We start from the raw sequence: 24,846 nt of genomic DNA, 5'->3' as shown, positions 1-24,846 counted from the left end.
GCATGGCAAGCCGTGTCCGCCGCCTCGGCGTCGCCGCGCTGGTCGCGACCGCCGCCGGGCTGATGGTGCTGGCTTCGGCTTGCAGCCTCACCGCGCAGGACCACGGCGGGCAGGACCCCAGCCGGCACGACCACAGCCGGCACGACCACAGCCGGCACGACCACAGCCGGCAGGACCACAGCCGGCAGGACCACAACGGGCTGGACGACAGCGCGGCGCGCGCGCCCGCCATCGCACCGACCTTCGCCGCGCATCGCGCGCAAGCGCTCGCCGCGCTGGAAAGCCGGCGCCGCTACGTGTCGGCCGATATGCAAGCCGAGACCGAATGGAATCTGCCGCGCGAATGGCGTCCCGCCGGCACGCCGCGCGGCGGGGCGCTGCTGGTGCACGGGCTCGGCGATTCGCCGTGGTCCTTCGTCGATATCGCGCCGCGGCTGGCAGAGCGCGGCCTGCTGGTGCGCACGGTGCTGCTGCCCGGCCATGGCACCGCGCCTGCGGACCTGATGGGCGTCAGGCTGGAGGACTGGCAGCGCGTGCTGCGCGAGCAGGTCGCGGCGCTACGGGACACCGTCGGCGATGGACCGCTGTATCTCGGCGGTTTCTCCACCGGTGCCAATCTGGTGCTCGACTATGCGCAGGCGCATGCCGAGATCGCCGGGCTGTTGCTGGTGTCGCCGGCGCTGCGTTCCGGTAGCCGATGGGAATGGCTGACGCCGTGGCTCGCGCCGGTGATGCCGTGGCTATTGTCGACCGGCGACGACCGGCCGCAGCAGACGCCGGTCCGCTATCTGAACACGCCGACCAATGGCTTCGCGCAGTACTACCGCAGCAATGTCGCGGCGCGCGCGGCGCTGAACGCGCGCCCATACGACAAGCCCGCGCTGCTGATCGTCGCCGAGCACGATTCGGTGGTCGACTCGCATTACGTGCGCGAGGTGTTCGGTACGCGCTTCACGCATCCGGCGAGCCGGCTGATCTGGTATGGGGGGCAGCAGGGCAATGCGAGCGGCGACGTGCGGGTCAGTGCGAGACCCGATGCGAGCTTCGCTGCAAGCGTCGATCCCTAGCGTCGATCGGAGCGTCGGTCGAAGCGTCGATGCAAGCGTCGAGGCGAGGGCCGACGCGAGCGCCGATGCCGGTCTCGCGCGCGTGCTGGTCCGCCCGGACCGCCTGCCGGCAGAGCGCATCAGCCAGTTCTCGCACATGGGCGTGCTGTTTTCCGATGCCAATCCGCTCTATGGGCGGCAGGGATCGTTGCGGCTGTGCCTGAACGGGCAGGAGCCGGCCGAATACCAGCGCTGCGTCGATGGCGGCGAGGTCTGGTATTCGGACTGGGGCTATCGGGAGCCCGGCAAGGTGCACGCGCGGCTCACCTACAACCCGTATTTCAGGTGGCAGACCGGCGTGATGTTGTCGGTGCTGGGGCTGGACGAGGCCGCTGGGGCGGTACCGGCCACGGCCTCGGCCACCGCATTGCCAACCACCTCGGCTACCACCTCGGCCACCACCTCGGCCACCACCTCGGCCACCACCTCGGCCACCACCTCGGCCACCACCTCGGCCACCACCTCGGCCACCGCATCGGCCACCGCATCGGCCACCGCAGGGGATGCGGCATCCTATGCCGCATCCCCTGCGGCATCCCCCTGCGGAATCGGGCACGGCATCGTCCACGGCATCCCCCCACGGCATCCCCGACGGCATCCCGGTAACGGGCCCGGTCCGCCATCCTGCGCGGACCGGCCTTCAGCCCCCGATCACCTGCTTCGCATAGCTGGCGCGCTCCATCTCGCGCACCTCGACGCTGATCTGCACCGGCGTGTTGTTCGCGCCCGAGCGGACCGCTTCGGCGATCACCTCGCAGACCGCCTGGCCCAGCGCCTGCCGCGTCGCCAGGTCGCGGCCATCGAGAATCGACAGCCGGCCATGAACGAAGGCGCGTTCGACCGCTTCGGTGCCCTGGCGGTAGGTCTCCAGCGTGATGCAGCGCGACTTGATATCGGGCTCCTGGAATTGCCCGGAGGCCAGCAGCGCGGCGTTGGCCTGGTCGAGCAGTTCCTCGGGCGAGCAGTTCAGGCGCGCGTTTTCGGTGATTTCAATGACGAGATGGGGCATCGGGGACTCCGTCGGTGGCGGGAAAAGACAGCGGGCAAATTGCCGCGCGCGTCCAAGACATCGGTGTTCGGTTCGTTCCGAAGCGCACTGCCGCGGTCGGCGGCGATGACGTTCGCGCGGGGTAGTCATGATAAGCGCCGTGCCGCGGCGAGGCCAACGCCCCGCGAGGGCGCGCGGAGGCCGCCTCGAAATTTGGCGCGATAATCGGTCCTGCCTTGCCTGCCGTATCGCGTTCGCCTGCACAATGGGGCGATGCAGGGCCCAGGTCCCGATTCGGTTCGGATCCCGTCCCGATCCCGTTCAGGAGCCTGTTCCGGATGTCGTTCCCGATTTCGTTCCCGATGTCGTTCCCGATTCTCGTCCCGTTTCCGATTCGATGAGCCAGCCGATGACCCAGCCTAACGCCGATCTCCCATCGTCCTCCGCCGGCACGCCGGCGCCCGCGCCACGCAGCGGCGGCCGCATCCTCGTCGATGCGCTGCGCATCCACGGCACCGAGCGCGTGTTCTGCGTGCCGGGCGAGAGCTTCCTCGACGTGCTCGACGCCCTGCACGACCAGCCCGCCATCGACCTGATCGTCTGCAAGCACGAAGGCGCGGCGGCCAATATGGCCGAGGCCGACGGCAAGCTGACCGGACGTCCCGGCATCTGCTTCGTCACGCGCGGACCCGGGGCGACGCATGCCAGCGTCGGCGTCCATATCGCCGCGCAGGATTCGACGCCGATGATCCTGTTCGTCGGGCAGATCGCCCGCGAGCACCGCGGCAGGGAAGCGTTCCAGGAGGTCGACTACGCCGCGATGTTCGGCGGCATGGCCAAATGGGTCGCCGAGATCGACGACCCCGCGCGCATCCCCGAACTGGTGGCGCGCGCCTTCCAGGTCGCGACCTCGGGCCGGCCCGGACCGGTGGTGCTCGCGTTGCCCGAGGACGTGCTCGACGGCGATGCGGTCTGCCGCGACACCGGCGCGTATCGGCCCGCGGTCGCCTCGCCGTCGTCCGCGGATGCCGCCACGCTGGCCGAGCTGCTGTCCGCCGCGCAGCGTCCGCTGGTGATCGCCGGCGGCGCCAACTGGCGCGACGAGGATGCCGCGGCGTTCGCGCGCTTCGTGCACGCCTGGGACCTGCCGGTGGCCTGTGCCTTCCGCCGCCAGGACGTGCTGGACAATCGCGATCCGCACTATGTCGGGCACCTGAGCCTGGGCGTCGATCCGCGCCTGGCCGAGCGCGTGCGCGGTGCGGACCTGATCGTCGCCTTCGGCACGCGGCTCGGCGACGTGGCCACGGACGGCTATACGCTGCTCGAGCCGCCGCGGCCGCGCCAGCGGCTGGTGCATATCCATGCCGATGCGGCCGAACTGGGCCGGGTGTACCAGCCCGAGCTGGCGATCCACGCCGGCATCGGCCCGGGAGCCGCGATGCTGGCGGGTCTGCGGGCGCCGGACACGATCCGCTGGCGCGAATGGACCGCCGCGGCGCGCGCCGATCATCAGGGCTTCGTCGCGCCGGCCGCGCCGCCGGCGGACGCCGCCGGTGTCGACATGACGGCGGTGGTCGACCATCTGAACCGCACGCTGCCGGACGATGCGATCGTCACCAACGGGGCCGGCAACTATGCGGTCTGGCTGCATCGCTACTTCGCCTATCGCCGGCCGCGCACGCAGCTGGCGCCGACCTGCGGCGCGATGGGCTATGGGCTGCCCGCTGCGATCTCGGCGAAGCTGCGCCATCCGGAGCGCACGGTGGTGTGCTTCGCCGGCGACGGCTGCTTCCAGATGTATCCGCAGGAGCTGACCACCGCGGCCTCGGTGGGTGCCAATGTGGTGGTGCTGGTCGTCAACAACGGCATGTACGGCACGATCCGGATGCATCAGGAGCGCCGCTATCCGGGCCGCGTCAGCGGCACCGGCATCGTCAATCCGGATTTCGTCGCGCTGGCGCAGGCCTGTGGGGCCTGGGCCGAGCGGCTGACCAGCGCGGACGGGTTTGCCGACGCCTTTGCCCGCGCCTGTGCCGCGGGCAAGCCGGCGCTGCTGGAGCTGTGCACCGACCCGCGGCAGATCACGCCGGCGATGCGGCTCAGCGCATAGCGAGGGGAGGGGGCCGCCGGAGCGGAGCTGGTGGCCGGGCTGTCGGCGGCAGTGGACTTTGCCGAAGTGGCGGCGACCAGGCGCTTGATCAGGCGGTCGCGCAGGTCCAGCGTGCACAGCTCGTCGTTCACCAGCAACCAGTCCTCGCGCAAGGAAGCGCCGATGCGCTGCGCCACGCCTGCCGGCAGCCGGAACTCGGCGAACGCGGAATACCTGGGGATCTCGCCGCGCCACCAGTGCTGCTTCCACACGTCGGTCAGGCGGGCGGCAAGTTCCGCGAGGGTGTCGTCCTTGGCATCGGCCGCCTGGTGCAGCGCGTGCAGAACGGCCAGCACGTCGGCATAGGCCCTTTCGGTCTGTGGCCGGTTGCGACGCAGGTACCTGACCACTTCCGCCATCTGCGCCAGCACCACGGCGGCGACGACGTCGAGGCACTCGGGCGGGTCGTTGCCGGCGATCGCGCGAACCACCTTGCACCATTTCGCCCTGTGCGCGAACAGCTTGCAATGGTTCGCCTTGCCGATGCGATCGGCCAGGAATTTCAGCCTCGCGCGGCGCGCTTCGGGCGACAGCACCGGGGAAATCCGCGGGCGCGGTTCGTTGACATCGACGCCGGTGCCGGCGGGAACGTGCGGCGGGTTGGCGGACGGCGGCGCAGCAGCGACGGCCATACCGACCCGCTGGCGAAGTCGCGCAACGGTGTGCAAGACGGCGGGAAGCTGGCCGCGACTGGGTCGCGGGCAGCGATGCCGGTCACGCGGCACGACACAGTTCAGCAGCGTCACCACGACGCGACGGAACCAGCCCAGTTCGCGCCAGTTCCGCTCCAGCCGGACATCGGCGGGCTTGCCGGCGCCGGCGCCCGCGGCATTCTCCACGACGAGTCTGTAGCCGCGGCCGCCGACGAAGAACGCGCCGCGTTGAAGGACGATCCGCTTCAGCGTCGATTCGTCGCTGCCCTTGGCAACGGCGTCGAAGAATTCGTGCGGGGTCGAATAGTGCGCCGCGGGGACGGGGCGCGCAAGGCAGGGCAGGGTGGGCATGAGGGGGCGCTCCGGTAAACGCCGCACTGGCGCGCGGCAGTTGCCGCGTCCGATGGGCCGCGCCAGCCAGGCGGGGCCCATCGGTTTGCGGGACACCGGAATCATGGCGGCATGCCGGCCGCGTTCTTGCGGATTTGGCGCGGTCCGTATGGCAAACGGTAGCCTGCCCGGCGCGATGGCCGCGCCCTCAGCGTCTCGGCATGCTGCCCGGTCCCGCGCCGCCCGGTTCCACACGGCCGGTTTCCACGCGGCCGGGTTCCGCGCCCCCCAGTTCGCGCTCGATCCGCGCGACGCATTCGATCAGCACCGGCCGCACCACGTCGAGCAGATGCCGCGGTGGGACGACCGCGTTGGGGCCGCTGCAGCTCAACGTCATCGGCGGCAGCGCCGGGCCCGGATGAAAGGCGGCCGCGATCGAATTGATATCCGGCAGCCAATCGCCGAACGAGGTGGTGCAGCCCATGCGGCGGACCTCCTCGCGGCTGCGCGCCAGCACCGCCTGGGCATCGGCCTCGGGCAGCCCGTCGCTGGCGCGGAAGGCGGCCAGCGCCTGGCGCGCGTCGGCGGCCGGTAGCGCCTGCAGGTAGGCGCGGCCCGCGGCGGTGGTCAGACCCGAGATGCGCGTGCCGACCGCCACGCGCAAGGTCAGATAGCTCTCGGCCTGGCAGTTCTCGAAGATCAGCATGCGGCCGCGGTCGCGCAGGATCAGCGAGGCGACGCCCTGCGACAGATCGGCCAGGCGCTGCATATGCGGCCGCGCGACCGCCAGCACATCGGCGCCTTCGCGTGCGGTCGGCGCGAGCGCCAGCGCGGAGCTGCCGAGGCGATATTTGCCGGCGTCCGGCTCCAGGCGCAGATAGCCGAGCTCGGTCAGCGTATGGGTCAGCCGCGATACGGTGGACTTGGGCAGGCCGCAGCGCTGCGCCAGTTCCGCGTTGCCCAGCTGCGCATCGAAGCCGCGGAAGCAGGCCAGCACATCGAGGCCGCGCGCCAGCGCGGTGACGAAGTGGCGGTCTTCCTTGTGGCGGGGCGCGTCTTCGACGGTGCCGCTGCCGGCGTCGTCCCGCGCCGCCGCCTCGGTCGCCATTGGCTGGGCCTGGTCGTCGCTTGCCATGGTGCTCGTGCGATCTGTGCTCAGAACTCGCCGGCGGCCAGCATCTCGCGCAGCCGGGCCTTCAGGATCTTGCCCGACGGCGCGGCCGGCAGCTGCGCGACCACCTTGATTTCCGCGGGAATCTTGTACGGCGACAGGCGTTCGCGCAGGAAGGTCTTCAGCGCCGCGGGATCGAGCGTCATGCCGGCGCGGACCTCGACGAAGGCGATCACTTCCTCGTTGCCCTCGACGGCGCGTCCGACCACGGCCGACTGCACCACCGCCGGGTAGGCGTTGATCGACTGCTCGACTTCCTCGGGATACACGTTGAAGCCCGAATGGATGATGATTTCCTTGGACCGGCCGACGATGGAGATGGCTCCGTCGTCGTCGATCCTGGCGAGGTCGCCGGTATGCAGCCAGCCGTCGGCATCGATCGCCTGCGCGGTCAGATCGGGCCGCTTGTAGTAGCCCTTCATCACGTTGGGGCCGCGCACCAGCAGCTCGCCGCTGCCGTCCGGCAGGGGATCGTCGAGCCGTACCTCGACGCCCGGCACCGCGGGGCCGACCGAGCAGTCGCTGCGCGGCGCATCGACGCGCGTCTGGCTGACGGTCGGCGAGGTTTCGGTCATGCCGTAGCCGTTGTGCAGCGTGATGCCGAAGGTTTGCTCGAACGCGGCCTTCAACGTTGCGGTCAGCGGCGCGCCGCCCGATTGCGCCATGCGCAGGGCCGGCGCGCGCAGCGGCGTGGGTTGGCTGCGGCCCCATTCGATCAGCTTGGCGTACATCGCCGGGACACCGTGCAGCACCGACAGGTTTTCCTCGACCAGCGCGCGGGCCAGCCGCTCGGGCCGGAAGCGCGGTTCGTAGTAGACCGTGGCGCCGTTGGACAGCGGGCCGACCAGCAGCACCGACAGCCCGTACACATGCGAGATTGGCAGCACGCCATAGACGCGATCGCCCGGCTGCACGCGCGCCTGCACGCGGTTGCTGTGGCCGATGAACATCAGGTTCGAATGCGTCAGCATCACGCCCTTCGATGCGCCGGTGGTGCCGGTGGTGTAGATCACCGCGGCCACCTGTTCGCGCGCGTCGGCCTGCACCGGTTCGGGCACCGCCTCGGCATTGAGCTTGCCGATCAACAGGCGACCGACATGCGGCCATTCGGCCCATTGGGCACCGCGCGCCAGGCCGTGCTCGCGCGCCTCGGGGTAGGCATTGTCGAGATACAGCGCGAGCCGGGCGCCCGCGTGCTCGATGATGTTGTCGATCTCGCGCGCGGACAGGCGGGCGTTGACCGGAATCGCCCACGCGTCGAGAGAACTGAGGGCCAGGATCAGCACCGCGCAGCCGACGCTGTTCTCGGTCACCAGCACCACGCGGTCGCCGCCGCGCACGCCGGCCTTGGCCAGCGCCGCCGCGCTCTGGCGCACCGCGCCGTCCAGCTCGCCATAGCGGATCGAGCGCTCGCCATCCATCAGCGCGACCACGTCGGGGCGGTCGGCGGCCCAGGGTGCGATGGCCTGGTGCAGGCGCGCATAGGGCGGCACGAACTGCGCCGTGGCGGCGGAGGGCTGGGAAGCGGGCGTCGAGGGGGGCGGGGGGAATTGGCGCCGGTATTGGGGCCGGCAGTGGCGCCGGCATTGGCGCCGGCATTGGCGCTGAAGGTGCTGCTCATCGAAGTCTCCGGAATGGCGTTGCCGGCGTGGCCGCCGGCTTGATCTGTCCGCGATGGTTGCATCGTTCGATGATGCCGTCAACTGCAATGCAGAATCGATGTTCTGCACTGCAGAACAATCAAATCCCATTGCGGGATGCGTCCAGCACCGTCCCAAGACGGCGGAGCGCCTCGCCTGCCGACGGGCCCGGCTCAGAAGCGGAAGCGCCCCACATCGGCGGCCAGTTCGCCGGCCTGCCAGTCCAGGGACTCGGCTTGCTGCGCCACCGTGGTCACCAGTTCCGCGTTCTGCCGGCTGGTGCCGTCCAGGCGCGCGACGGCGCCGTCGACCACCGCGATTCCCGCCGCCTGCTGCTCCGCCAGGCCATTGAGCCGCTCCGCCAGCGTATGGCTGCGCAACACCGCCTGCTCGATCGCCGCCATCGCCTGTTCGACCTCGCCGCTGAGGCCGGCGCCGGCCTCGATGTCGCGCGTCGCCTCGCCGAGCAGCGCGCCGATATCGCGCGCCGACTGCGCGCTGCGTTGCGCCAGGGCGCGGACTTCGTTGGCGACCACGGCGAAGCCGCGGCCCGCCGCGCCGGCGCGCGCGGCCTCGACCGCCGCGTTGAGCGCCAGCAGATTGGTCTGGAAGGCGATGCCCTGCAGCACGCCCACCACTTCGGAGATGTCGCGCGAGCGCGCCTGCACCGCATCCATCGATGCACGCATGCTGCGCACCACGGCACTGCCGGTACCGACCGCGTCGCGCGCCTGGCTGGCCATCGCGCTGGACTCGTGGGCACGCACGTGGATCTGCTCGACCAGCCCGCGCAGTTCGCCGATGCTGGTGGCGGCCTCCTCGACCGCGGCGAGCTGGCGGCCGGTGCGTTCGGACAGGTCGCGGTTGGCGGCGGCGATCTGCTCGCTGGCGCCGTGGATCTGGCGCGCCGAGGATTGAATGCGCGCCAGCATCGCGGCGAGCGCCTCGCGCATCGCGGCCAGGTCCTGCAACAGACCGCGCGCGCCACGCCGGTGCAGGCGCTGGCCATCGGTCAGGTCGCCGGCGGCGATGCGCCGCGCGGCGTCGGCCGCCTCGCGCGGCTCGCCGCCGAGCTCGGCCAGCAATGCGCGTGCCGCCAGCCATGCCAGGACCGCCGCGGCGGCCAGGCTCGCCGCCAGCATCGCCATCGTGATCCACTGCGCCCGCGCCTGGCTCGACGAGACCGAGGCGACCGTATCGGCGGCCTGCTTCTCCAGGCGGGCACGCGCCTGCTCGATCTGCGTGCCGAGCTTCGCCAGCTGTTCGGCGACGAAGTGGCCCTCGACGGAGACCGCGCTGTCGAACTGCAGCGCGTCGAGCGGCTGCTTTTGCAGCAGCTCGACATAGCCCTGCATCAGCTGCGCCGCGGTGGCGCGCTCGCGCGCCACCGCTTCGGCCTGGTCCGGCGCGGCGCGGGCGACGCCGGCCAGCGTGGTGTCGAGCGTCCGCAGCGCCTGCGCAATCTGCTGCGCGGCGGTATCGCGCTCGGCCGTGCTGGTGGCCATCGTCAACGCCAGCTGCGCGTGCCCCAGGCCGGCCAGCGCGGACTTGGCGCGCTCGGCTGCGACCGACCCGCGCATGTCGCGCTGATACAGCGTGTCGGTCTTGTCCTTCAACGCGACCAGATTGACGATGCCGCTGACCGCGGCCGCGGCGCCGAACAGGTAGACCAGCACGAACGCCGTGCCCAGGCGCGCGGCCAGCGGCAGGCGTGGCCGCCGCCGGGCCGCCGAGGAAGGCGAGGACTCCGAGGACTCCGAGGACTCCGAGGACTCCGAGGACTCCGATGGCTCGGATGGCCACGCCGGCCCCGATGGCCCGGATGGCCCCCCATGGCGACGTGCCCGCTGGCGCCGTTCCCGCCGTGGCAGCGGTGCCAATCATCGGTGCGATCTCCGCGCCTGTCCTCGACCGCAAACCGAACCTCGACCGCCAGCGCGGCCACCCCGTTCCGAATCCTTGCAACATGGTTTTCCCCCGCCGCATGCGGCGCCCGTGAATTGTTGTTTGGGCCCCATGCTGGCGAGGCGATGTGACGTTGCCGTGACGTCCTGCCATGCGGCGGGGTTGTCATATGGCGGTCATATGACTGTCATGAAATAGGCTGCCTTGCCGGGGCGCCCCGCCGATACCGGTGCGAGGCCACACACGCCGTCGCCGCGTCCACCCCGGCGTCCTTGCCACCGTTGTCGAGATCCCCATGTCCGTTGCCGTGATCGAACCCGCCGCAGCGGCCGCGCCGATGCGTCTGCCGCCGCTGCGCGCCGTCTTCCAGCCGATCGTGCGCTTCGAGTCGGCCGATCTGCTCGGCTACGAGGCGCTGTTGCGCGGACCCGAGGGCTCGCCGCTGGCCTCGCCCGAAGCGCTGTTCCGGCTCGCTGTCAGCCCCGCCGACACCATGGCGCTGGAAGTGCAGGCGGCCCGCGCCGCGCTGGCGCGCTTCGCCGAGCTGCAGTTGCCCGGGGCGCTGTTCGTCAATTTCAGTCCGATGACGCTGCGCCATCTGCTGGCCGATCATGGCAGGGGCATGGCGGCGCTGCTGGCGAACACCGTGGCCCCGGGGCGCGTGGTGATCGAGCTGACCGAGCAGACCCGCATCGGCGACATGGCGGCGTTCGCGGACGCGATGGCGGTGCTGCGCGATCTCGGACTGCGCTATGCGCTGGACGACTTCGGCACCGGCCATGCCAACCTCGATCTGCTGGTCCAGCTGACGCCGCAATTCATCAAGCTCGACAAGTCGCTGGTGCACGGCGTGGCCTCATGCTCGCGGCGGCTCGAACTGATGCGCACGGTGTTGAACCTGGCCGATGCGCTCGGCATCAGCGTGATTGCGGAAGGCATCGAGGACAACGAGGAGCTTGCGGTGCTGCGCGATCTCGGCGTGCCGTTCGGCCAGGGCTATCTGCTCGGCCGGCCCTTGCCCGAGCCGTCGCAGGCGCCGCCGCAGGACGTGGTGCAGGCGCTGGGCTCGCGCCAGATCGCGGTGTTTCCGCAGGTGGTGCGCTCGGGCTGGACCGGGCCGAATGCCGGCAAGCTGCTGCGGCGCGCGCCAACCGTGCGGCCGGAGCAGACCAACAACGAGGTGCTGGCGCTGTTCCACGCCCATCCCGGGCTGCATGCGCTGGCCGTGCTCGATCCGGAGGGCAGGCCGATCGGCATCATCAACCGGCAGAGCTTCATTGACCGCTATGCCGCGCCGTTCCATCGCGAGCTGTACGGCAAGAAGGCCTGCATCCTGATGGCGCATCGCGAGCCGGTCTGCTTCGATCGCGAGGCCACCATCGAGACCATGGCCAAGAGCCTGGCCAGCGGCAACCAGCGCTATCTGGCCGACGGCTTCATCATCACCGATGGCGGCCGCTATGTGGGCCTGGGCACCGGCGCGGACCTGATCCGCGCCGTCACCGAGATCCGCATGGAGGCGGCGCGCTATGCCAATCCGCTGACCTTCCTGCCGGGCAACATCCCGCTGAACCAGCATGTCGACCGGCTGCTCGACGCGGGCGCGGCGTTCTGCGCTTGTTATGTCGACCTGAACCACTTCAAGCCCTTCAACGATCAGTACGGCTACTGGAAGGGCGACGAGATGATCAAGGGCGCGGCCGCGATCCTGGCCGATGCCTGCGACCCGGTGCGCGACTTCCTCGGGCATGTCGGCGGCGACGACTTCCTGGTGCTGTACCAGAGCCCGGACTGGAACCAGCGCGCGCGCGGCGCGATCGCGCGCTTCAATCGCGCCGCACGCGAGTTGTACGACGCGGGCGATCGCGCGGCAGGGGGCATCCATGGCGAGGACCGCCATGGCCGCACCGCATTCTTCCCGATGGTCAGCATGGCGATCGGCGCGGTCCGCGTGGCCCACGGGGTGGCCCGCACCGAGACCGACGGCTGGCGCGTCGGCAGCAGCCATATTGCCGCCGCCGCGGCCGCGGCCAAGCGCGATGCCAAGAAGGACCCGAGCGGTTTCGCGGTGGTCGACCTGACGCCGACACTGGGGCCGGGCGGTCCGTCGGAGGAGCGCAGCGAGGGCCGTCCACATTGAGCGGCCGGCAAGCGCCCGGCTCGCGAACGGGCGTTCGGGTTATCCACAGATTGTGTGGATAACCCGACCGGGCACGGCGCCAGGCGCGCGCCGGCGCGTCGCGCCATCGGACTGCCTAAAAAAAATGCAGGGGGCGGCGCCGATGCCATGAGCGCGTCCATGTTGCATACATGGACGGGCGCGATGCGGGCCGCCTATGCCACAATGCGCGGCAGTTCAGTGTTCACTGTTCACCGTTCATCGTTCAACCGCATTCCGCAGCGGATGGCAGCCCGATGTTATTGAGCACCAGCGTTGTCGCGACGATTGTCCTGTGTTTCCACGTGATCGGCGTGTTCGCCGCCATGCATGCCGTGATGACGGTCCGCACCGCGCCCGGCGCGATCGCATGGGCCGGTTCGCTGCTGCTGATACCGTATCTGGCGCTGGTGCCTTACCTGGTGTTCGGCAGCAGCAATTTCGTCGGCTATGTCAATGCGCGCCGCTTCTATCGCGCCCAGATGCGCGAGCTGCGCCACGGCATGGAGCCGCGCGAACGCGAGGCCTGCATCGTCCGGCAGCCGCATCATCCGGGCCTGCGCGCACTGCCAAGGCTGACCGGGCTGCATTGCCTGTCCGGCAATCATGTGCAACTGCTGGTCAATGGACAGGCCACCTTCGAGGCGATCTTCGCCGCGTTGAAGTCCGCGCGCCGCGTCGCGCTGGTGCAGTTCTTCATCGTCCATGACGACGAGCTCGGGCGCGAGCTGCAGGCACTGCTGTGCGAGCGGGCGGCCGCCGGCGTCGAGATCTATTTCCTGTACGACAGCATCGGCTGCCACGCCTTTGCCGGGCCACTACGTTCGGCGCATGGCGGAGTGCGGCGTCAAGGTCAGCGCGTTCGCGCCGCACCGCGGCTTCGTCAATCGCTTCCAGCTGAACTTCCGCAATCACCGCAAGCTGGTGGTGGTCGATGGCGAACGCGCCTTCATCGGCGGCCACAATGTCGGCAACGAATACATGGGCCGCAGGCCGCCGCTGGCGCCATGGCGCGATACCCATATCGAGGTGCGCGGACCGGCGGTGCTGGACCTGCAGATGACCTTCGCCGAGGACTGGTACTGGGCCTCGCGCGAAGTGCCGACGCTGTTGCTGCCGCCGTCCGAGCCGGCCGGCGCGATGGTGTGCCAGGTGGTGCCGAGCGGCCCGGCCGATTCGCAGGAGACCTGTTCGCTGTTCTTCGTCGAGGCGATCCAGGCCGCGCGCAACCGGCTGTGGATCACCACGCCGTACTTCGTGCCCGACGAGGCGGTGTTCGCGGTGCTGCGGCTGGCGGTGCTGCGCGGCGTCGACGTGCGCATCCTGATGCCGGGACGCGCCGACCACAAGGTGGTGTTCGCCGCCTCGACGCTGTATGCCTACCAGGCGATCGGCGCGGGCATCCGCATCTATCGCTATATCCCGGGCTTCCTGCATCAGAAGGTCATGTTGATCGACGACGAGCTCGCCGCGGTCGGCACCGCGAACCTGGACAACCGCTCGTTCCGGCTCAATTTCGAGCTGACGGTGATGACGGCCGATCGCGCCTTCGCGAGCCAGGTCGAGGGGATGCTGCTGGCCGATTTTGCCCAGGCACGCGAGATCGGCCGCGACGAATACCTGGCCGCGCCGGGGCCGCGCCGCGTGGCGATGCATGTGGCCAAGCTGTTCGCGCCGATCCTGTAGCCGTTGCTCGATGGGCCGGCAAGCGCGGCAGGGGTGAAGGGCCCGGCACGGCGCGCCGAGCGGCATTTTTCCGATTCGCGGTATCCTTGCCGTCAGGCGCCGCCCTGGAAGGGGCCATCGGCCGGCATCACCCAGCCGGCAGCGGACTCCCCCCGGGACCCCATCCCGGCCGCTGCCACGGCATCCGGCGCACACGCATTGGCAAGATGATATGAACGACACGGAAATCACGCTGATCGGTTCGGCACGGCTGCCGACCCGCTTCGGCGAGTTCACCGCTCACGCCTTCAAGGGCGCGACCAGCGGGACGGAACACCTGGCGCTCAGCGTCGGCGACATCGCCGGCGAGGGCGTGTTGACGCGGCTGCATTCGGAATGCCTGACCGGCGACGTATTCGGTTCGTGCCGCTGCGATTGCGGCGAGCAGCTGGCGCTGGCGATGGAGCGCATCGCCGAAGAAGGCCGCGGCATCCTGCTGTATCTGCGCGGCCACGAAGGGCGCGGCATCGGCCTGGGCCACAAGATCCGCGCGTACAGCCTGCAGGATGGCGGGCTCGACACGGTCGATGCCAATCTGGCGCTGGGGCAGGCGGTCGACTCGCGCACCTATGCCTTCGCCGCCGACCTGCTGCGCCAGTGGGGCGTCAAGTCGATCCGGCTGATGAGCAACAATCCGCGCAAGCGGCAGCAGCTCGAAGAGGCCGGCATCACCGTGCTCGAGCAGGTGCGCCACAGCGTGCCGGCCAACGCCGAGAACGAAAAATACCTGGCCACCAAGCGCGTGCGGCTCGGGCATCTGCTCGACTGACGTCGCGCCGCGCATGCGCTCGCCGTCCTTGGGGGCAACCCTGTAGGCATCGGCCGACAGCTTCTCACGCGGCCTGCTTACAGTCCGCACCCGCCGCTTCTCTTATCGTGAAGGCATGGTCGCACCGCACGCGGTGCGCGCCGTTTTGCAGCCTCGCTGCAACCGTTCTGCAACCGCCGCCGCGGCATGCGGCGGCATCACGATAACGAGGAGTCGCCATGGCAGACAAGAACGTCGATGTGCTCAACGATCTGATCGAGGTGTCGCGCGACGGCGAGCAAGGCTTTCTGAAGGCCGCCGAGGACGCCACCAATCCTGAGCTGAAGGAACTGTTCACCAGCCGCGCGACCGAGATCGGCGCCGCCATCCGCGAGCTGCAGTCGCAGGTGATCGCGCTGGGCGGCCGGCCGGAAGAGGGCGGCAGCGTGGCCGGCGCGTTGCATCGCGGCTGGGTCAGCCTGCGCAGCGCGGTCGCGAACCGCACCGATCTGTCTATCCTGGAGGAATGCGAGCGCGGCGAGGACGTGGCCAAGAAGAAATACGCGGACGCCCTCCAGCACGACGATCTGAGCTTCGAAGTGCGCGCGCTGATCGAACGCCAGTATCACGGCGTGCTGCGCAACCATGACCTGGTGCGCGACCTGCGCAATCGCTATCGCGCGACCTGAGCGGCCTCGGCCGCCGCCACGCGAAGGAGACAGACGATGAGCCAGCCCGGCAAGCCCGACACCGCGGTTCCCCGCTCCGGCCAGCAAGGCGAGGGCGGGGCGGCCGAGGACCATACCGAGCGCAACCTCGACGAGGCGCTGGAGGAAACGTTCCCGGCCAGCGATCCGATCGCGGTCGAGCCCGATAAGGACGACAGCGAAGGGCAGTCCGGCAAGGAACGCAAGGGCGGCAAGGCCGGCGGCGCGGACTGATCGACCGGACGGGCCGCGGCGATTGGCCGCGAGTCTTGGTCGCGCGGCTGGTCGCGCGGCTGGTCGAGCGATTGGCTGAGCGATCGGCTGAGCGATCGGCCGCGCGATCGGCGGCGCCCGCTGCCGGCCGTGCGCGCAAAAGCGAAACGCGGGAGCCGCAAGGCTCCCGCGTCTTGTCTTGTGCGTCCGCTAGGGCAGCTTGCGAAGTTGTGCGATTACCGACATCAGTTGCCCGTGCGCCACGGTGACCGCGGGCTCGTCCTGCAGCGCCTCGTGATAGCGCTCGCGGAACGCCGGGTCGCCCTGCGTGCTGAACAGCCGCGCCGCCGCCTCGGCGACCGCGCGGCAGGTGCCGTCGTGGTGCTTGGGCCCGTCGAGCTCCTCGTCGATCTCGACGATCAGGCGCGACAGCGGGTCGAGCCAGCGGAAGTAGTTGTCCTCGGTGACGATCTGCACGAACTGGCCCGCGGGGATCGGGCCATAGAGGCGTTCATATTCGTTACGGTCGTGCTGGATGATCTCCTTGTGGGATTTCAGCAGCGCGGCGCGCAGCGCGCGCAGTCCGGCGCGGCGCGATTCCTGCGTGGCTTGGTATTGTTCTTCAGTCAGCATCCCCATTCTCCGCTCCCGGTTCGGTGTTGTGCGGTCGTCCCGCGCGACAGGGGTAGCGGCGCGGTGCGTGTGCTTGCTCGTGGACGATGCGTCGTGCGGCCGTCGATGCAGGCCGCATGCCAGTATATGTAGGCGCCGGGGGGCGATCCAACCTCGTGCTATCCCGAATGGCCGCGATCTTTGGAATGCGGTGACACACCCGGTGCGGCATGCAGGCGCGCGCTCAATGGCCCGGATTCGATGTGAATTATTTTTAGGGCAGACATAACGATTGCCGCGACGGCGGTGTCATGGGGCACAATAGCCGCATGTTGCGCACACGATGCTCGGCGCGGCTGGGTCCGCCGCCTTCCCTTCGCCTTCCCGCACCCTCTGCCGGAGACGACAGATGGTGATGCTGTGGCTGATCGCCTTGCCGCTGGTCGCGGCGATGCTGACGCCGCTGGTCGGCCGCCATCTGCGCGCGCTGACCGCGCCGCTGGTGCTGGGCACGCCGATGCTCGGACTGGCCCTGCTGGCCAGCGTGCGGCACGAGATCTTCAGCGGCGAGGTGCTGGCCTGGCGCATGCCGTGGCTCGACGGCCTGGGCTTCGCGCTGAGCTTCCGCCTGGACGGCCTGTCCTTCGCCTTCTCGTTGCTGGTGCTCGGCATCGGCCTGCTGGTGCTGCTGTACGCGCGCTATTACCTGTCGCGCAGCCAATCGACCGCGCGCTTCTTCGCGTTGCTGCTGCTGTTCATGGCGGCGATGCTCGGCGTGGTGCTGTCGAGCAATCTGCTGCTGCTGGTCGTGTTCTGGGAATTGACCAGCATCGTCTCCTTCCTGCTGATCGGCTTCTGGTCGTATCGCTCCGATGCGCGCAAGGGCGCGCGCATGGCGCTGACGATCACCGGCGGCGGCGGGCTCGCGCTGCTCGCCGGGGTGCTGCTGCTCGGCCATATCTGCGGCAGCATGGAGCTGTCCGACGTGATCGCCAGCGCAGGCACCGTGCAGAAACACCCGCTGTATCCGCCGATGATCGTGCTGGTGCTGCTCGCGGTCTTCACCAAATCGGCGCAGTTTCCGTTCCACTTCTGGCTGCCCCACGCGATGGCGGCACCGACGCCGGTCTCGGCGTATCTGCATTCGGCCACCATGGTCAAGGCCGGCGTGTTCCCTGCTGGCGCGGCTGTATCCGGTGCTCGAGGGCACCGACTGGTGGTTCTACATGCTGAGCCTGACCGGCCTTGCCACGCTGGTGGTTGGCGCCGGCATGGCGCTGCTGCAGCGGGACCTGAAGGGGCTGCTGGCGTATTCGACCATCAGCCACCTGGGCCTGATCACGCTGCTGTTCGGTCTCGACACCGGCCTGAGCACGGTGGCCGCGCTGTTCCACATCATGAACCACGCGGTGTTCAAGGCCTCGCTGTTCATGGCCGCCGGCATCATCGACCACGAGACCGGCACGCGCGACCTGGGCCGCCTGCGCGGGCTGCGCCGCTACATGCCGCACACCGCGCTGCTGGCCATCGTCGCGTCGCTGGCGATGGCCGGCGTGCCGCTGCTCAACGGCTTCCTCTCCAAGGAGATGTTCTTCGGCGAGACGCTGGCGCAAGGCCTGCTCGGTCCGTTCAACTGGACCATTCCGGCGCTGGCGACCGCCGCCGGCGCGCTGACGGTGGCGTACTCGCTGCGCTTCATCCATGGCGTGTTCTTCGACGGCGAACCCGACGACCTGCCCCATCATCCGCCGCACGAGCCGCCGCGCTGGATGAAGATCCCGGTCGAGATCCTGGTGGTCACGTGCCTGGTGGTGGGGCTCTTCCCCAACCACACCGTCGGCGGCCTGCTCGATGCGGCCGCGCGCGGCACCATGGGCGCGCCGCTGCCGATCTACAGCCTGAGCCCCTGGCATGGCTTCAATCTGCCGCTGGCGATGAGCGCCCTGTCGATGGCGGCGGGCGGCGCGCTGTTCTTCCTGCGCCGCGATTCCTTCCGCCACTATCACGCGAAGCTGCCACAGCTGAACGCGCGCGACCGCTTCGAGGATGCGGTCGAACGCATCGAGCGCGCCGCCGGCCGCGTGGCGCTGCTGTTCGAGAACGGCTCGCTGCAGCGCTATCTGGCCTTCGCCATCGCGGCGATGGTGCTGCTGCCGGCCCGCTATCTGTTCGAGCTCGAGCAGGCCCAGGGCCCGGCGCCGCTCTCCCCGGTGGATCCGGTCACGGCGGCCGGCCTCGCCCTGCTGGCGATCGGCGCCATCGCCGTGGTCGCGGCGCGCCGGCAGCGCGTGGTGGCGCTGCTGATGGCGAGCCTGTGCGGGCTGATGGTGGCGCTGGCCTTTACGCGTTTCTCGGCGCCGGACCTGGCGCTGACGCAGATCTCGGTCGAAGTGGTCACCATCATCCTGCTGGTGCTGGCGCTGTACTTCCTGCCGGTCGACCTGCCGGAGCGGGCGGGCACCGCGCGGCATCTGCGCGATGCCGCACTGGCGCTGGCCGGCGGCGGCACCGTGGGCGTGGCCGCGTTCGCAGTGATGACGCGCCCGCACCAGACCATCGCCGATTTCTTCATCGCGCAGAGCGTGCCGGGCGGTGGCGGGCATAACGTCGTCAACGTGATCCTGGTCGATTTCCGCGGCTTCGATACGCTGGGCGAGATCTGCGTGCTGCTGATCGCCGGCCTCGGCGTGCATGCGCTGCTCAAGGGCCTGCGCCTGCCGGCGCCGACGGCCGGCCCCAACGACATGCCGTGGTCGCGCCAGAGCCATCCGCTGCTGCTCGCGATCCTGGCGCGGCTGATGCTGCCGCTGACGATGCTGGTGGCGATCTTCATGCTGCTGCGCGGGCACCAGTTGCCCGGCGGCGGCTTCGTCGCCGCGCTGATCACCGCGGTGGCGCTGCTGCTGCAGTACATCGCCAGCGGCGTGCTGTGGACCGAGTCGCGCATCACGCTGCATCATCGCGCCATCGCGGGCGCCGGCATCCTGATCGCCGGGCTGGTGGGCTTGGGCAGCTGGGCGTTCGGCTATCCGTACCTGACCACCGCCTTCGGCCACTTCCCTCTGCCCTGGATCGGCGAGATCGAACTGGCGACCGCCTTGCTGTTCGACCTGGGCGTCTATCTGACCGTGGTCGGCACCGTGCTGCTGATCGTGTCCCACCTGGGCGTGCGGGACAAGCGGGTGGCCGCCGCGCGCGAGATCGCGGAGGCCGCCTGATGGAAGCCCTGTTCGCCGCCGCCATCGGCGTGCTCGCCGCCTGCGGGATCTACCTGGTGCTGCGCGCCCGCACCTTCTCGGTGGTGCTCGGGCTGACGCTGCTGACCTATGCGGTCACGCTGTTCCTGCTCGGCATGGGCCGGCTGACCACCGGCAAGCCGCCGATCATCGCGCCCGGCGCGCAGTATGCGGACCCGTTGCCGCAGGCGCTGGTGCTGACCGCGATCGTGATCGGCTTCGCGATGACGGCCTTCATCATGGTGCTGGCGTTGCGTTCGCGTGCGCTGCGCGGCAGCGACCATGTGGACGGCGACGAGCCGGCCGATCCATCGTCGGCGGCATCCGGGCAGCCGCCGGGGCCCGAACGTCCGGAGGATGCCGAGCGCGCGCGCTCGGCATCGCCGTCGACGGCGCCACCAACGGCGCCACCAACGGGACCATCGACGGCGTCATCGACCGCGCCATCCCCGGCCAGCGAGGAGGCGCGATGAACCACGCCATGCTGCTGCCCATCCTGCTGCCGCTGTTCTGCGGCGGCCTGCTGGTGGTGATGCCGGCCCGCTGGCGCGCCCGCTCGCGCTGGCTCGGCGTGCTGGCCACGCTGGCGCTGCTGCCGATCGCGGCCGGCCTGGTGGGCCAGGCGGCCAGCGGCAATATCGCGGTCTACGCTCTCGGTAACTGGGCCGCGCCGTTCGGCATCGTGCTGCAGCTGGACCGGCTGGCGGCGCTGATGCTGCTGTTGACGGCGCTGCTCGGCGCGGCCGCGGTGCTCAGCGCGGGCGAACGCGATACCCGTGCCGGCCGGCATTTCGACGCGTTGTTCCAGTTCCAGCTGATGGGCCTGAACGGCGCCTTTCTGGCCGGCGATCTGTTCAATCTGTTCGTGTTCTTCGAGATCCTGCTGATCGCCTCGTACGCGCTGCTGGTCCATGGCGGCGGCAGCGAGCGGATTGGCGCCGGCCTCCACTACGTCGTGCTCAACCTGGTCGGCTCCTCGTTCTTCCTGCTGGCGATCGGCGTGCTGTACGGCATCACGGGCACGCTGAACATGGCCGATCTCGGCGAGCGGCTGGCGCGGCTGGCGCCAGCGGAGGTGCCGCTGGCGCTGGCGGCCGGCGCGATGCTGATGCTGGTGTTCGGGCTGAAGGCGGCGATCTTTCCGCTGTCCTTCTGGCTCCCGCGCGCCTATGCCGCGGCGGCGGGGCCGGTGGCCGCGTTGTTCGCGATCATGACCAAGGTCGGCATCTACGCGATCCTGCGCTGCCATGCGCTGCTGTTCGACGGCGGGCGCGGCTGGTTCGGCGGCTTCATGCACCATTGGCTGTGGTGGCTTGCGATCGTGACGATGGTGCTGGCCGCATGCGGTGCACTGGCGGCGCGTTCGATGAAGCGGCTGACCGGTTATCTGGTACTGGTGTCGGTCGGACTGCTGTGCGCCGGCGTCTCGATCCAGACGCCGCAGGCCTGGAGCGCGACGCTGTACTACCTCGCCAGCACCACGGTGGGCACCGCCGCGCTGTTCCTGCTGGCCGATTCGCTCGAGATGCCGTCCGGCAGGATGCCCGTCGGCGGCGGCATTTCGCGGCTGGCCGGCACGCTGTACCTGACCGCCGCGATCGCCGTGGTAGGCCTGCCGCCGCTGTCGGGCTTCATCGGCAAGGTGATGCTGATGCAGGCGGTGCCGCTGTATGGCGAGTGGAACGGCGCGGCGGTGCTGTGGCCGGCGGTACTGGTGTCGAGCCTGGCGCTGATCGTCGCGATCAGCCGCACCGGCAGCCGGCTGCTGTGGCAGGGGCCGGCAGCCGCCGCCGCGCACGAGCACGGCATGGCGACGCGGCCCGAGGCCAGTACGCCGCCGGTGCGCCGGCCGGACGCGGCCAAGCTGGTCTGCTGCGCGCTGCTGCTGGCGTGCAGTGTGGCGCTGGTCGTGTTCGCGCGGCCCTTGTCCGGCTATCTGGATGCCACCGCGCTGCAGCTGTTCGACCGCGCCGCCTACACGCGCGCGGTGCTGGGCGCGCCGACGGAGCCGGCACGATGATGCGGCGCCTGTTGCCCCATCCCTGGCTCAGCGCGATGCTGCTCGCGGTCTGGCTGCTGCTCGGCAATGCCGCCGCGCCGGGCGACTGGCTGCTGGGCGCGCTGCTGGCCTGGGCCATCGGCCTGCGCGTCGGCCGGCGGCTGTGGCTGCGGCCGCTGCGGCTGGCGCGGCCGTGGCTCGCGTTGCGACTGATCTGGCATGTCGCGGTCGACATCGTCGTCGCCAACGTGCATGTCGCCTGGCTGGTGCTGGTGCGTGGGCCGCGCCTGCAGCCGGCCTTTATCGAGCTTCCGCTCGAGTCCGAGCACGAGATCGCGCTGACCGCGCTGATCAGCATCGTGTCCCTGAGCCCGGGCACCGTCTGCGCCGAACTGAGCGACGATCGCCGCTGCCTGCTGATCCATGTGTTGGATCTGGACGATGCGGACGACATGATCGCGCGCATCAAGTCGCGCTACGAGGCGCCCTTGAGGGAGATCTTCCTATGCTTGCCATCGTGATTCCGATTTCGCTGGCGATGCTCGGCATCGCCTTCCTGCTGACGCTGCTGCGCCTGCTGATCGGCCCGACCTTGCCGGACCGCATCGTCGCGCTCGACACGCTGAACATCAATGCGATCGCGCTGATCGTGGTGTTCGGCATCTGGCTCGGCTCGTCGCAGTTCTTCGAGGTGGCGCTGCTGCTCGCGGTGATGGGCTTCATCGGCACGGTCGCGCTGACCAAGTATCTGCAGCGCGGCGACATCATCGAGCTGAAGTAGGGAGCCCGCGATGCCGTTCTATCTCGAGGCCATCGTCTGCGCGCTGCTGCTGATCGGCAGTCTGTTCACGCTGGTCGGCGCGATCGGCCTGCTGCGCCTGCCGGACTTTTTCATGCGGCTGCACGGGCCGACCAAGTCGACCACGCTCGGCGTCGGCGGCGTGGTGATCGGGTCCGTCGTCTACTTCAGCAGCGTGAGAGAGGGCTGGAGCCTGCACGAGATCCTGCTGACCGCCTTCCTGTTCCTGACCGCGCCGATCAGCGCGCATATGCTGGCCAAGGCGGCGATGCAGCAACGGGTGCCGGTCCATCCGGTCACGCGCGGCCGGCCTTGGCTGACCGACCGCGGCGCCGAGTCCGTGCCCGAGGACGATGACGGCATCGAAGGGCGTTAGGGTTCCGCGGCGGGTTTTGGTTTTGGTTTTGGCTTGGGTTCAGGCCCGGGCGGCTTGGGTGCGGCCCTGGGCGCGGACGCCGACGCCGACTTGGCGGCAGCGGCCCGTTTTGCGACCGTCTTGCCGGCGCCCTTGCGCGCCGCCTTGCCGCTGAACTTCGCGGCCAGCTTCAATGCCGCGACGATCTCATCGAAGGCGGCCTCGCGCGCCACGGGATCGGGCACGCGCAGCGCATAGGACGGGTGGTAGGTCGGTATCACGGTGCGGCCTTCGTGCTCGATCGGCTGGCCCAGCACCTTGCGCAGCGCCGTCGCCTTGACGCCCAGCACGGCCTTCAGCGCCGTCGCGCCGAGCGCCACCACCACGCGCGGCGCCACCCGTTCGAATTCGTCCTCGAGCCAATAGCCGCAGGCCTCGATCTCGCGTTGTGCCGGGGTCTTGTGCAAGCGCCGCTTGCCGCGCAACTCCCATTTGAAATGTTTGACCGCATTGGTCAGGAATACCGACTCGCGCGACAAGCCGGCCTTCTCGAACGCTTCGTCGAGCAGCCGGCCGGCGGGCCCGACGAAGGCCTTGCCGGCGAGATCCTCCTGATTGCCGGGCTGCTCGCCGACCACCATCACGGGCGCCGGTGTCGGGCCGTCGCCGGGCACACCGTGGGTGGCATTGCGCCACAGGTCGCAGCGGCGGCAGGCATCGAGCGTGGCCGGCCGCTGGTCGGACGGTTCCGGCGCGGGGTCTTGCGCTTCGTCGGGAGAAGTGGGGCGGGATGGCGAGGACATGGCGCGTGGGCAGCGGTGCTGGCGAGCCGCGTTGTCAGTTTCAAGCACGCCGCATGCCAACGGTGCCGAGCCCCTATCCTCGATGCGGATGCGGATGCGGATGCGGATGCGGATGCCGATGCCGATGCCGATGCCGATGCCGATGCCGATGCCCGAGTCCGAGTCCGAGTCCGAGCCCGATCCCCCGATTCCTATCCGATCGGCTCGGACGGGATAGGGCCGGATCAGAGCGGCAACAGCGACAACCCCCCAGCCGCCGAGCGCGCAGGCCACCACCACCAGCCACGGCGGCAGCTTCCAGAACATCAGCGCCACCAGCGCCGCGAGCGCGAGCGCGAAGTCGGCCGGGCGGTGGATCGCGCTGGTCCAGACCGGATCGTACAAGGCCGCCAGCAGCACGCCGACCACCGCCGCATTGACGCCGGCCAATGTGCCCTGGGCATGTGGACTGCGGCGCAGCCGCTCCCAGAACGGCAGGGCGCCGGCGACCAGCAGGAAGGAAGGCAGGAAGATGGCGACGAGGCACAGGACGGCGCCGGCCCAGCCGCTCGGCTCGATCCGCATCGCCGCGCCGAGGAAGGCAGCGAAGGTGAACAGCGGACCGGGTACCGCCTGCGCCGCGCCGTAGCCGGCCAGGAAGGCGTCGTTGTCGACCCAGCCGGTGGGAACCACCGCGGCCTGCAGCAGCGGCAGCACCACGTGGCCACCGCCGAACACCAGCGAGCCGGCGCGGTAGAAGGCATCGGCCAGCGCCAGAGTGTGGCCGGGCCAGGCCTGCGCGGCCAGCGGCAGCAGCGCCAGCAGCGCGGCGAAGACCGACAGCAGCAGCGCGCCGACCCGGCGGTCGACCGCGATCGGCAAGGCCTCGTGCTCGGCGGCCGGGGCACTCTTGAGCATCGCGCGGCCGAGGAGCGCGGCCGCCGCCATCACCGCGACCTGGGCCAGCGCCCCGGGCACCAGCACGACCACGCAGGCCGCCACCGCGGCAATGGTCGCGCGGGGGCGATCCGGGCACAGCGAGCGGCCCATGCCCCAGACCGCCTGCGCGACCACCGCCACCGCGACGATCTTCAGCCCGGCCAGCATGCCGGCGGGCAGCACATTGCCCCAGGTCGACAGGGTCAGCGCGAACAGGATCAGCGCGATGGCCGACGGGAGCGTGAAGCCGACCCAGGCCGCCAGCATGCCGGCAAAGCCCGCGCGCGACAGCCCGATCGCCATGCCGACCTGGCTGCTGGCCGGGCCCGGCAGGAACTGGCACAGCGCGACCAGATCGGCATAGGCGCGCTCGCCGAACCAGCGCCGGCGCACCACGAATTCCTGATGAAAATAGCCCAGATGCGCGACCGGCCCGCCGAAGGAGGTCAGTCCCAGCCGCAGGAAGGCCAGGAACACCTCCCACACCGGGCGCCGGTTCGGGGCGAGGCTATGGCCGTCGGTGGCCGGCATCGGTTCTGGCTCCATGGGGCTGGCGTGGGCTCGGGTGCAGGGAACGCCATGGTAGCGCAGCGCGATGACAGATCGGCCATCGCAGGTCATCGCGGCCATC

Annotated in this window: 17 protein-coding genes and 5 pseudogenes; 13 read left to right on the top strand and 9 right to left on the bottom strand. The window is 70.0% G+C overall.

Going from position 1 to position 24,846, the window contains the following annotated elements:
• Positions 1–2: 2 nt before the first annotated feature.
• Entirely contained in the window at positions 3–1,067 is a 1,065-nt protein-coding gene (locus OJJOAM_RS24540; RefSeq protein ID WP_422650192.1) for an alpha/beta fold hydrolase, read from the top strand.
• A 306-nt stretch (positions 1,068–1,373) separates the two neighbouring features.
• On the opposite strand, the gene OJJOAM_RS24535 is transcribed toward OJJOAM_RS24540, so the two are convergent.
• Positions 1,374–1,601, bottom strand: a complete 228-nt coding sequence (locus OJJOAM_RS24535) for a hypothetical protein (protein WP_422650191.1) — start codon at positions 1,599–1,601, stop codon at positions 1,374–1,376.
• Between the two features lie 145 nt (positions 1,602–1,746).
• The gene (locus OJJOAM_RS24530) at positions 1,747–2,115 is read right to left on the bottom strand and encodes a 5-carboxymethyl-2-hydroxymuconate Delta-isomerase (protein WP_149318159.1); all 369 of its coding nucleotides are present in this window, start codon (positions 2,113–2,115) and stop codon (positions 1,747–1,749) included.
• A 388-nt stretch (positions 2,116–2,503) separates the two neighbouring features.
• On the opposite strand from OJJOAM_RS24530, the gene OJJOAM_RS24525 reads away from it, so the two are divergent.
• Positions 2,504–4,204, top strand: a complete 1,701-nt coding sequence (locus OJJOAM_RS24525) for a thiamine pyrophosphate-binding protein (protein WP_422650190.1) — start codon at positions 2,504–2,506, stop codon at positions 4,202–4,204.
• A gap of 1,230 nt (positions 4,205–5,434) precedes the next feature.
• Here the strand turns inward: OJJOAM_RS24525 and OJJOAM_RS24520 are convergent.
• From OJJOAM_RS24520 to OJJOAM_RS24510, 3 genes are all read right to left on the bottom strand, one after another.
• A complete protein-coding gene (locus OJJOAM_RS24520; protein WP_422651052.1) occupies positions 5,435–6,334 on the bottom strand; it encodes an IclR family transcriptional regulator in 900 nt (299 codons plus the stop codon).
• A gap of 47 nt (positions 6,335–6,381) precedes the next feature.
• Positions 6,382–7,890, bottom strand: coding sequence for a class I adenylate-forming enzyme family protein (locus OJJOAM_RS24515; protein WP_422650189.1), 1,509 nt, complete (start codon positions 7,888–7,890; stop codon positions 6,382–6,384).
• A gap of 320 nt (positions 7,891–8,210) precedes the next feature.
• Positions 8,211–9,713, bottom strand: coding sequence for a methyl-accepting chemotaxis protein (locus tag OJJOAM_RS24510; protein WP_422650188.1), 1,503 nt, complete (start codon positions 9,711–9,713; stop codon positions 8,211–8,213).
• A gap of 524 nt (positions 9,714–10,237) precedes the next feature.
• Here OJJOAM_RS24510 and OJJOAM_RS24505 point away from each other — a divergent pair.
• The 5 genes and pseudogenes from OJJOAM_RS24505 (at position 10,238) to OJJOAM_RS24485 (ending at position 15,514) form a co-directional block, all read left to right on the top strand.
• A complete protein-coding gene (locus OJJOAM_RS24505) occupies positions 10,238–12,082 on the top strand; it encodes a phosphodiesterase (RefSeq protein WP_422650187.1) in 1,845 nt (614 codons plus the stop codon).
• A 275-nt stretch (positions 12,083–12,357) separates the two neighbouring features.
• Positions 12,358–13,786: pseudogene (cls, locus tag OJJOAM_RS24500) on the top strand (cardiolipin synthase).
• Between the two features lie 211 nt (positions 13,787–13,997).
• Positions 13,998–14,594, top strand: a complete 597-nt coding sequence (gene ribA, locus OJJOAM_RS24495) for a GTP cyclohydrolase II (RefSeq protein ID WP_149318165.1) — start codon at positions 13,998–14,000, stop codon at positions 14,592–14,594.
• Positions 14,595–14,812: 218 nt separating this feature from the next.
• Positions 14,813–15,262 (top strand): PA2169 family four-helix-bundle protein, encoded by a 450-nt coding sequence (locus OJJOAM_RS24490; RefSeq protein WP_053823726.1) that lies wholly within the window; start codon positions 14,813–14,815, stop codon positions 15,260–15,262.
• Positions 15,263–15,298: 36 nt separating this feature from the next.
• A complete protein-coding gene (locus tag OJJOAM_RS24485; RefSeq protein ID WP_422650186.1) occupies positions 15,299–15,514 on the top strand; it encodes a hypothetical protein in 216 nt (71 codons plus the stop codon).
• 189 nt (positions 15,515–15,703) lie between these two features.
• Here OJJOAM_RS24485 and OJJOAM_RS24480 read toward each other — a convergent pair whose 3' ends face one another.
• Both OJJOAM_RS24480 and OJJOAM_RS24475 read right to left on the bottom strand, forming a co-directional pair.
• Positions 15,704–16,132, bottom strand: a complete 429-nt coding sequence (locus tag OJJOAM_RS24480; RefSeq protein ID WP_043437284.1) for a hypothetical protein — start codon at positions 16,130–16,132, stop codon at positions 15,704–15,706.
• Positions 16,133–16,414: 282 nt separating this feature from the next.
• The gene (locus tag OJJOAM_RS24475) at positions 16,415–16,693 is read right to left on the bottom strand and encodes a hypothetical protein (RefSeq protein ID WP_422651088.1); all 279 of its coding nucleotides are present in this window, start codon (positions 16,691–16,693) and stop codon (positions 16,415–16,417) included.
• Here OJJOAM_RS24475 and OJJOAM_RS24470 point away from each other — a divergent pair.
• The 6 genes and pseudogenes from OJJOAM_RS24470 to OJJOAM_RS24445 all read left to right on the top strand — a co-directional run bounded on the left by OJJOAM_RS24470 (position 16,608) and on the right by OJJOAM_RS24445 (position 22,515).
• A pseudogene (locus OJJOAM_RS24470) lies at positions 16,608–19,323 on the top strand (monovalent cation/H+ antiporter subunit A). The gene OJJOAM_RS24475 and the pseudogene OJJOAM_RS24470 overlap by 86 nt on opposite strands.
• Positions 19,323–19,643 (top strand): annotated as a pseudogene (locus tag OJJOAM_RS24465) (Na+/H+ antiporter subunit C); the annotation flags it as partial. The pseudogenes OJJOAM_RS24470 and OJJOAM_RS24465, both read left to right, overlap by 1 nt.
• Positions 19,644–19,810: 167 nt before the next feature.
• Complete coding sequence (locus tag OJJOAM_RS24460) at positions 19,811–21,361, top strand: monovalent cation/H+ antiporter subunit D (RefSeq protein ID WP_422650185.1); 1,551 nt, start codon at positions 19,811–19,813, stop codon at positions 21,359–21,361.
• Positions 21,358–21,861 (top strand): Na+/H+ antiporter subunit E, encoded by a 504-nt coding sequence (locus OJJOAM_RS24455; RefSeq protein ID WP_422650184.1) that lies wholly within the window; start codon positions 21,358–21,360, stop codon positions 21,859–21,861. The genes OJJOAM_RS24460 and OJJOAM_RS24455 overlap by 4 nt, the downstream gene beginning before the upstream one ends.
• Complete coding sequence (locus tag OJJOAM_RS24450; protein WP_422650183.1) at positions 21,846–22,121, top strand: K+/H+ antiporter subunit F; 276 nt, start codon at positions 21,846–21,848, stop codon at positions 22,119–22,121. Before OJJOAM_RS24455 ends, OJJOAM_RS24450 begins: the two co-directional genes overlap by 16 nt.
• A gap of 10 nt (positions 22,122–22,131) precedes the next feature.
• A complete protein-coding gene (locus OJJOAM_RS24445) occupies positions 22,132–22,515 on the top strand; it encodes a Na+/H+ antiporter subunit G (RefSeq protein WP_422650182.1) in 384 nt (127 codons plus the stop codon).
• Here OJJOAM_RS24445 and OJJOAM_RS24440 read toward each other — a convergent pair.
• Positions 22,512–23,216: pseudogene (locus OJJOAM_RS24440) on the bottom strand (UdgX family uracil-DNA binding protein); the annotation flags it as partial. The gene OJJOAM_RS24445 and the pseudogene OJJOAM_RS24440 overlap by 4 nt on opposite strands.
• 330 nt (positions 23,217–23,546) lie before the next feature.
• Positions 23,547–24,746, bottom strand: a pseudogene (chrA, locus tag OJJOAM_RS24435) (chromate efflux transporter); the annotation flags it as partial.
• Positions 24,747–24,846 lie beyond the last annotated feature (100 nt).

Origin of the sequence: Cupriavidus sp. H18C1 (assembly GCF_049311595.1) — a bacterium.
In the GTDB taxonomy this organism is placed as follows: domain Bacteria; phylum Pseudomonadota; class Gammaproteobacteria; order Burkholderiales; family Burkholderiaceae; genus Cupriavidus; species Cupriavidus cauae.
This window is presented reverse-complemented; position numbering and strand designations above follow the sequence as displayed.

Coding starts and splice junctions, on each gene's coding strand:
- OJJOAM_RS24540 (WP_422650192.1), top strand. CDS start 3: ATGGCAAGCCGTGTCCGCCGCCTCGGCGTCGCCGCGCTGGTCGCGACC.
- OJJOAM_RS24530 (WP_149318159.1), bottom strand. CDS start 2,115: ATGCCCCATCTCGTCATTGAAATCACCGAAAACGCGCGCCTGAACTGC.
- OJJOAM_RS24525 (WP_422650190.1), top strand. CDS start 2,504: ATGACCCAGCCTAACGCCGATCTCCCATCGTCCTCCGCCGGCACGCCG.
- OJJOAM_RS24520 (WP_422651052.1), bottom strand. CDS start 6,334: ATGGCGACCGAGGCGGCGGCGCGGGACGACGCCGGCAGCGGCACCGTC.
- OJJOAM_RS24505 (WP_422650187.1), top strand. CDS start 10,238: ATGTCCGTTGCCGTGATCGAACCCGCCGCAGCGGCCGCGCCGATGCGT.
- ribA (WP_149318165.1), top strand. CDS start 13,998: ATGAACGACACGGAAATCACGCTGATCGGTTCGGCACGGCTGCCGACC.
- OJJOAM_RS24490 (WP_053823726.1), top strand. CDS start 14,813: ATGGCAGACAAGAACGTCGATGTGCTCAACGATCTGATCGAGGTGTCG.
- OJJOAM_RS24485 (WP_422650186.1), top strand. CDS start 15,299: ATGAGCCAGCCCGGCAAGCCCGACACCGCGGTTCCCCGCTCCGGCCAG.
- OJJOAM_RS24480 (WP_043437284.1), bottom strand. CDS start 16,132: ATGGGGATGCTGACTGAAGAACAATACCAAGCCACGCAGGAATCGCGC.
- OJJOAM_RS24475 (WP_422651088.1), bottom strand. CDS start 16,693: ATGCGCCAGGCCAGCACCTCGCCGCTGAAGATCTCGTGCCGCACGCTG.
- OJJOAM_RS24460 (WP_422650185.1), top strand. CDS start 19,811: ATGAACCACGCCATGCTGCTGCCCATCCTGCTGCCGCTGTTCTGCGGC.
- OJJOAM_RS24455 (WP_422650184.1), top strand. CDS start 21,358: ATGATGCGGCGCCTGTTGCCCCATCCCTGGCTCAGCGCGATGCTGCTC.
- OJJOAM_RS24450 (WP_422650183.1), top strand. CDS start 21,846: ATGCTTGCCATCGTGATTCCGATTTCGCTGGCGATGCTCGGCATCGCC.
- OJJOAM_RS24445 (WP_422650182.1), top strand. CDS start 22,132: ATGCCGTTCTATCTCGAGGCCATCGTCTGCGCGCTGCTGCTGATCGGC.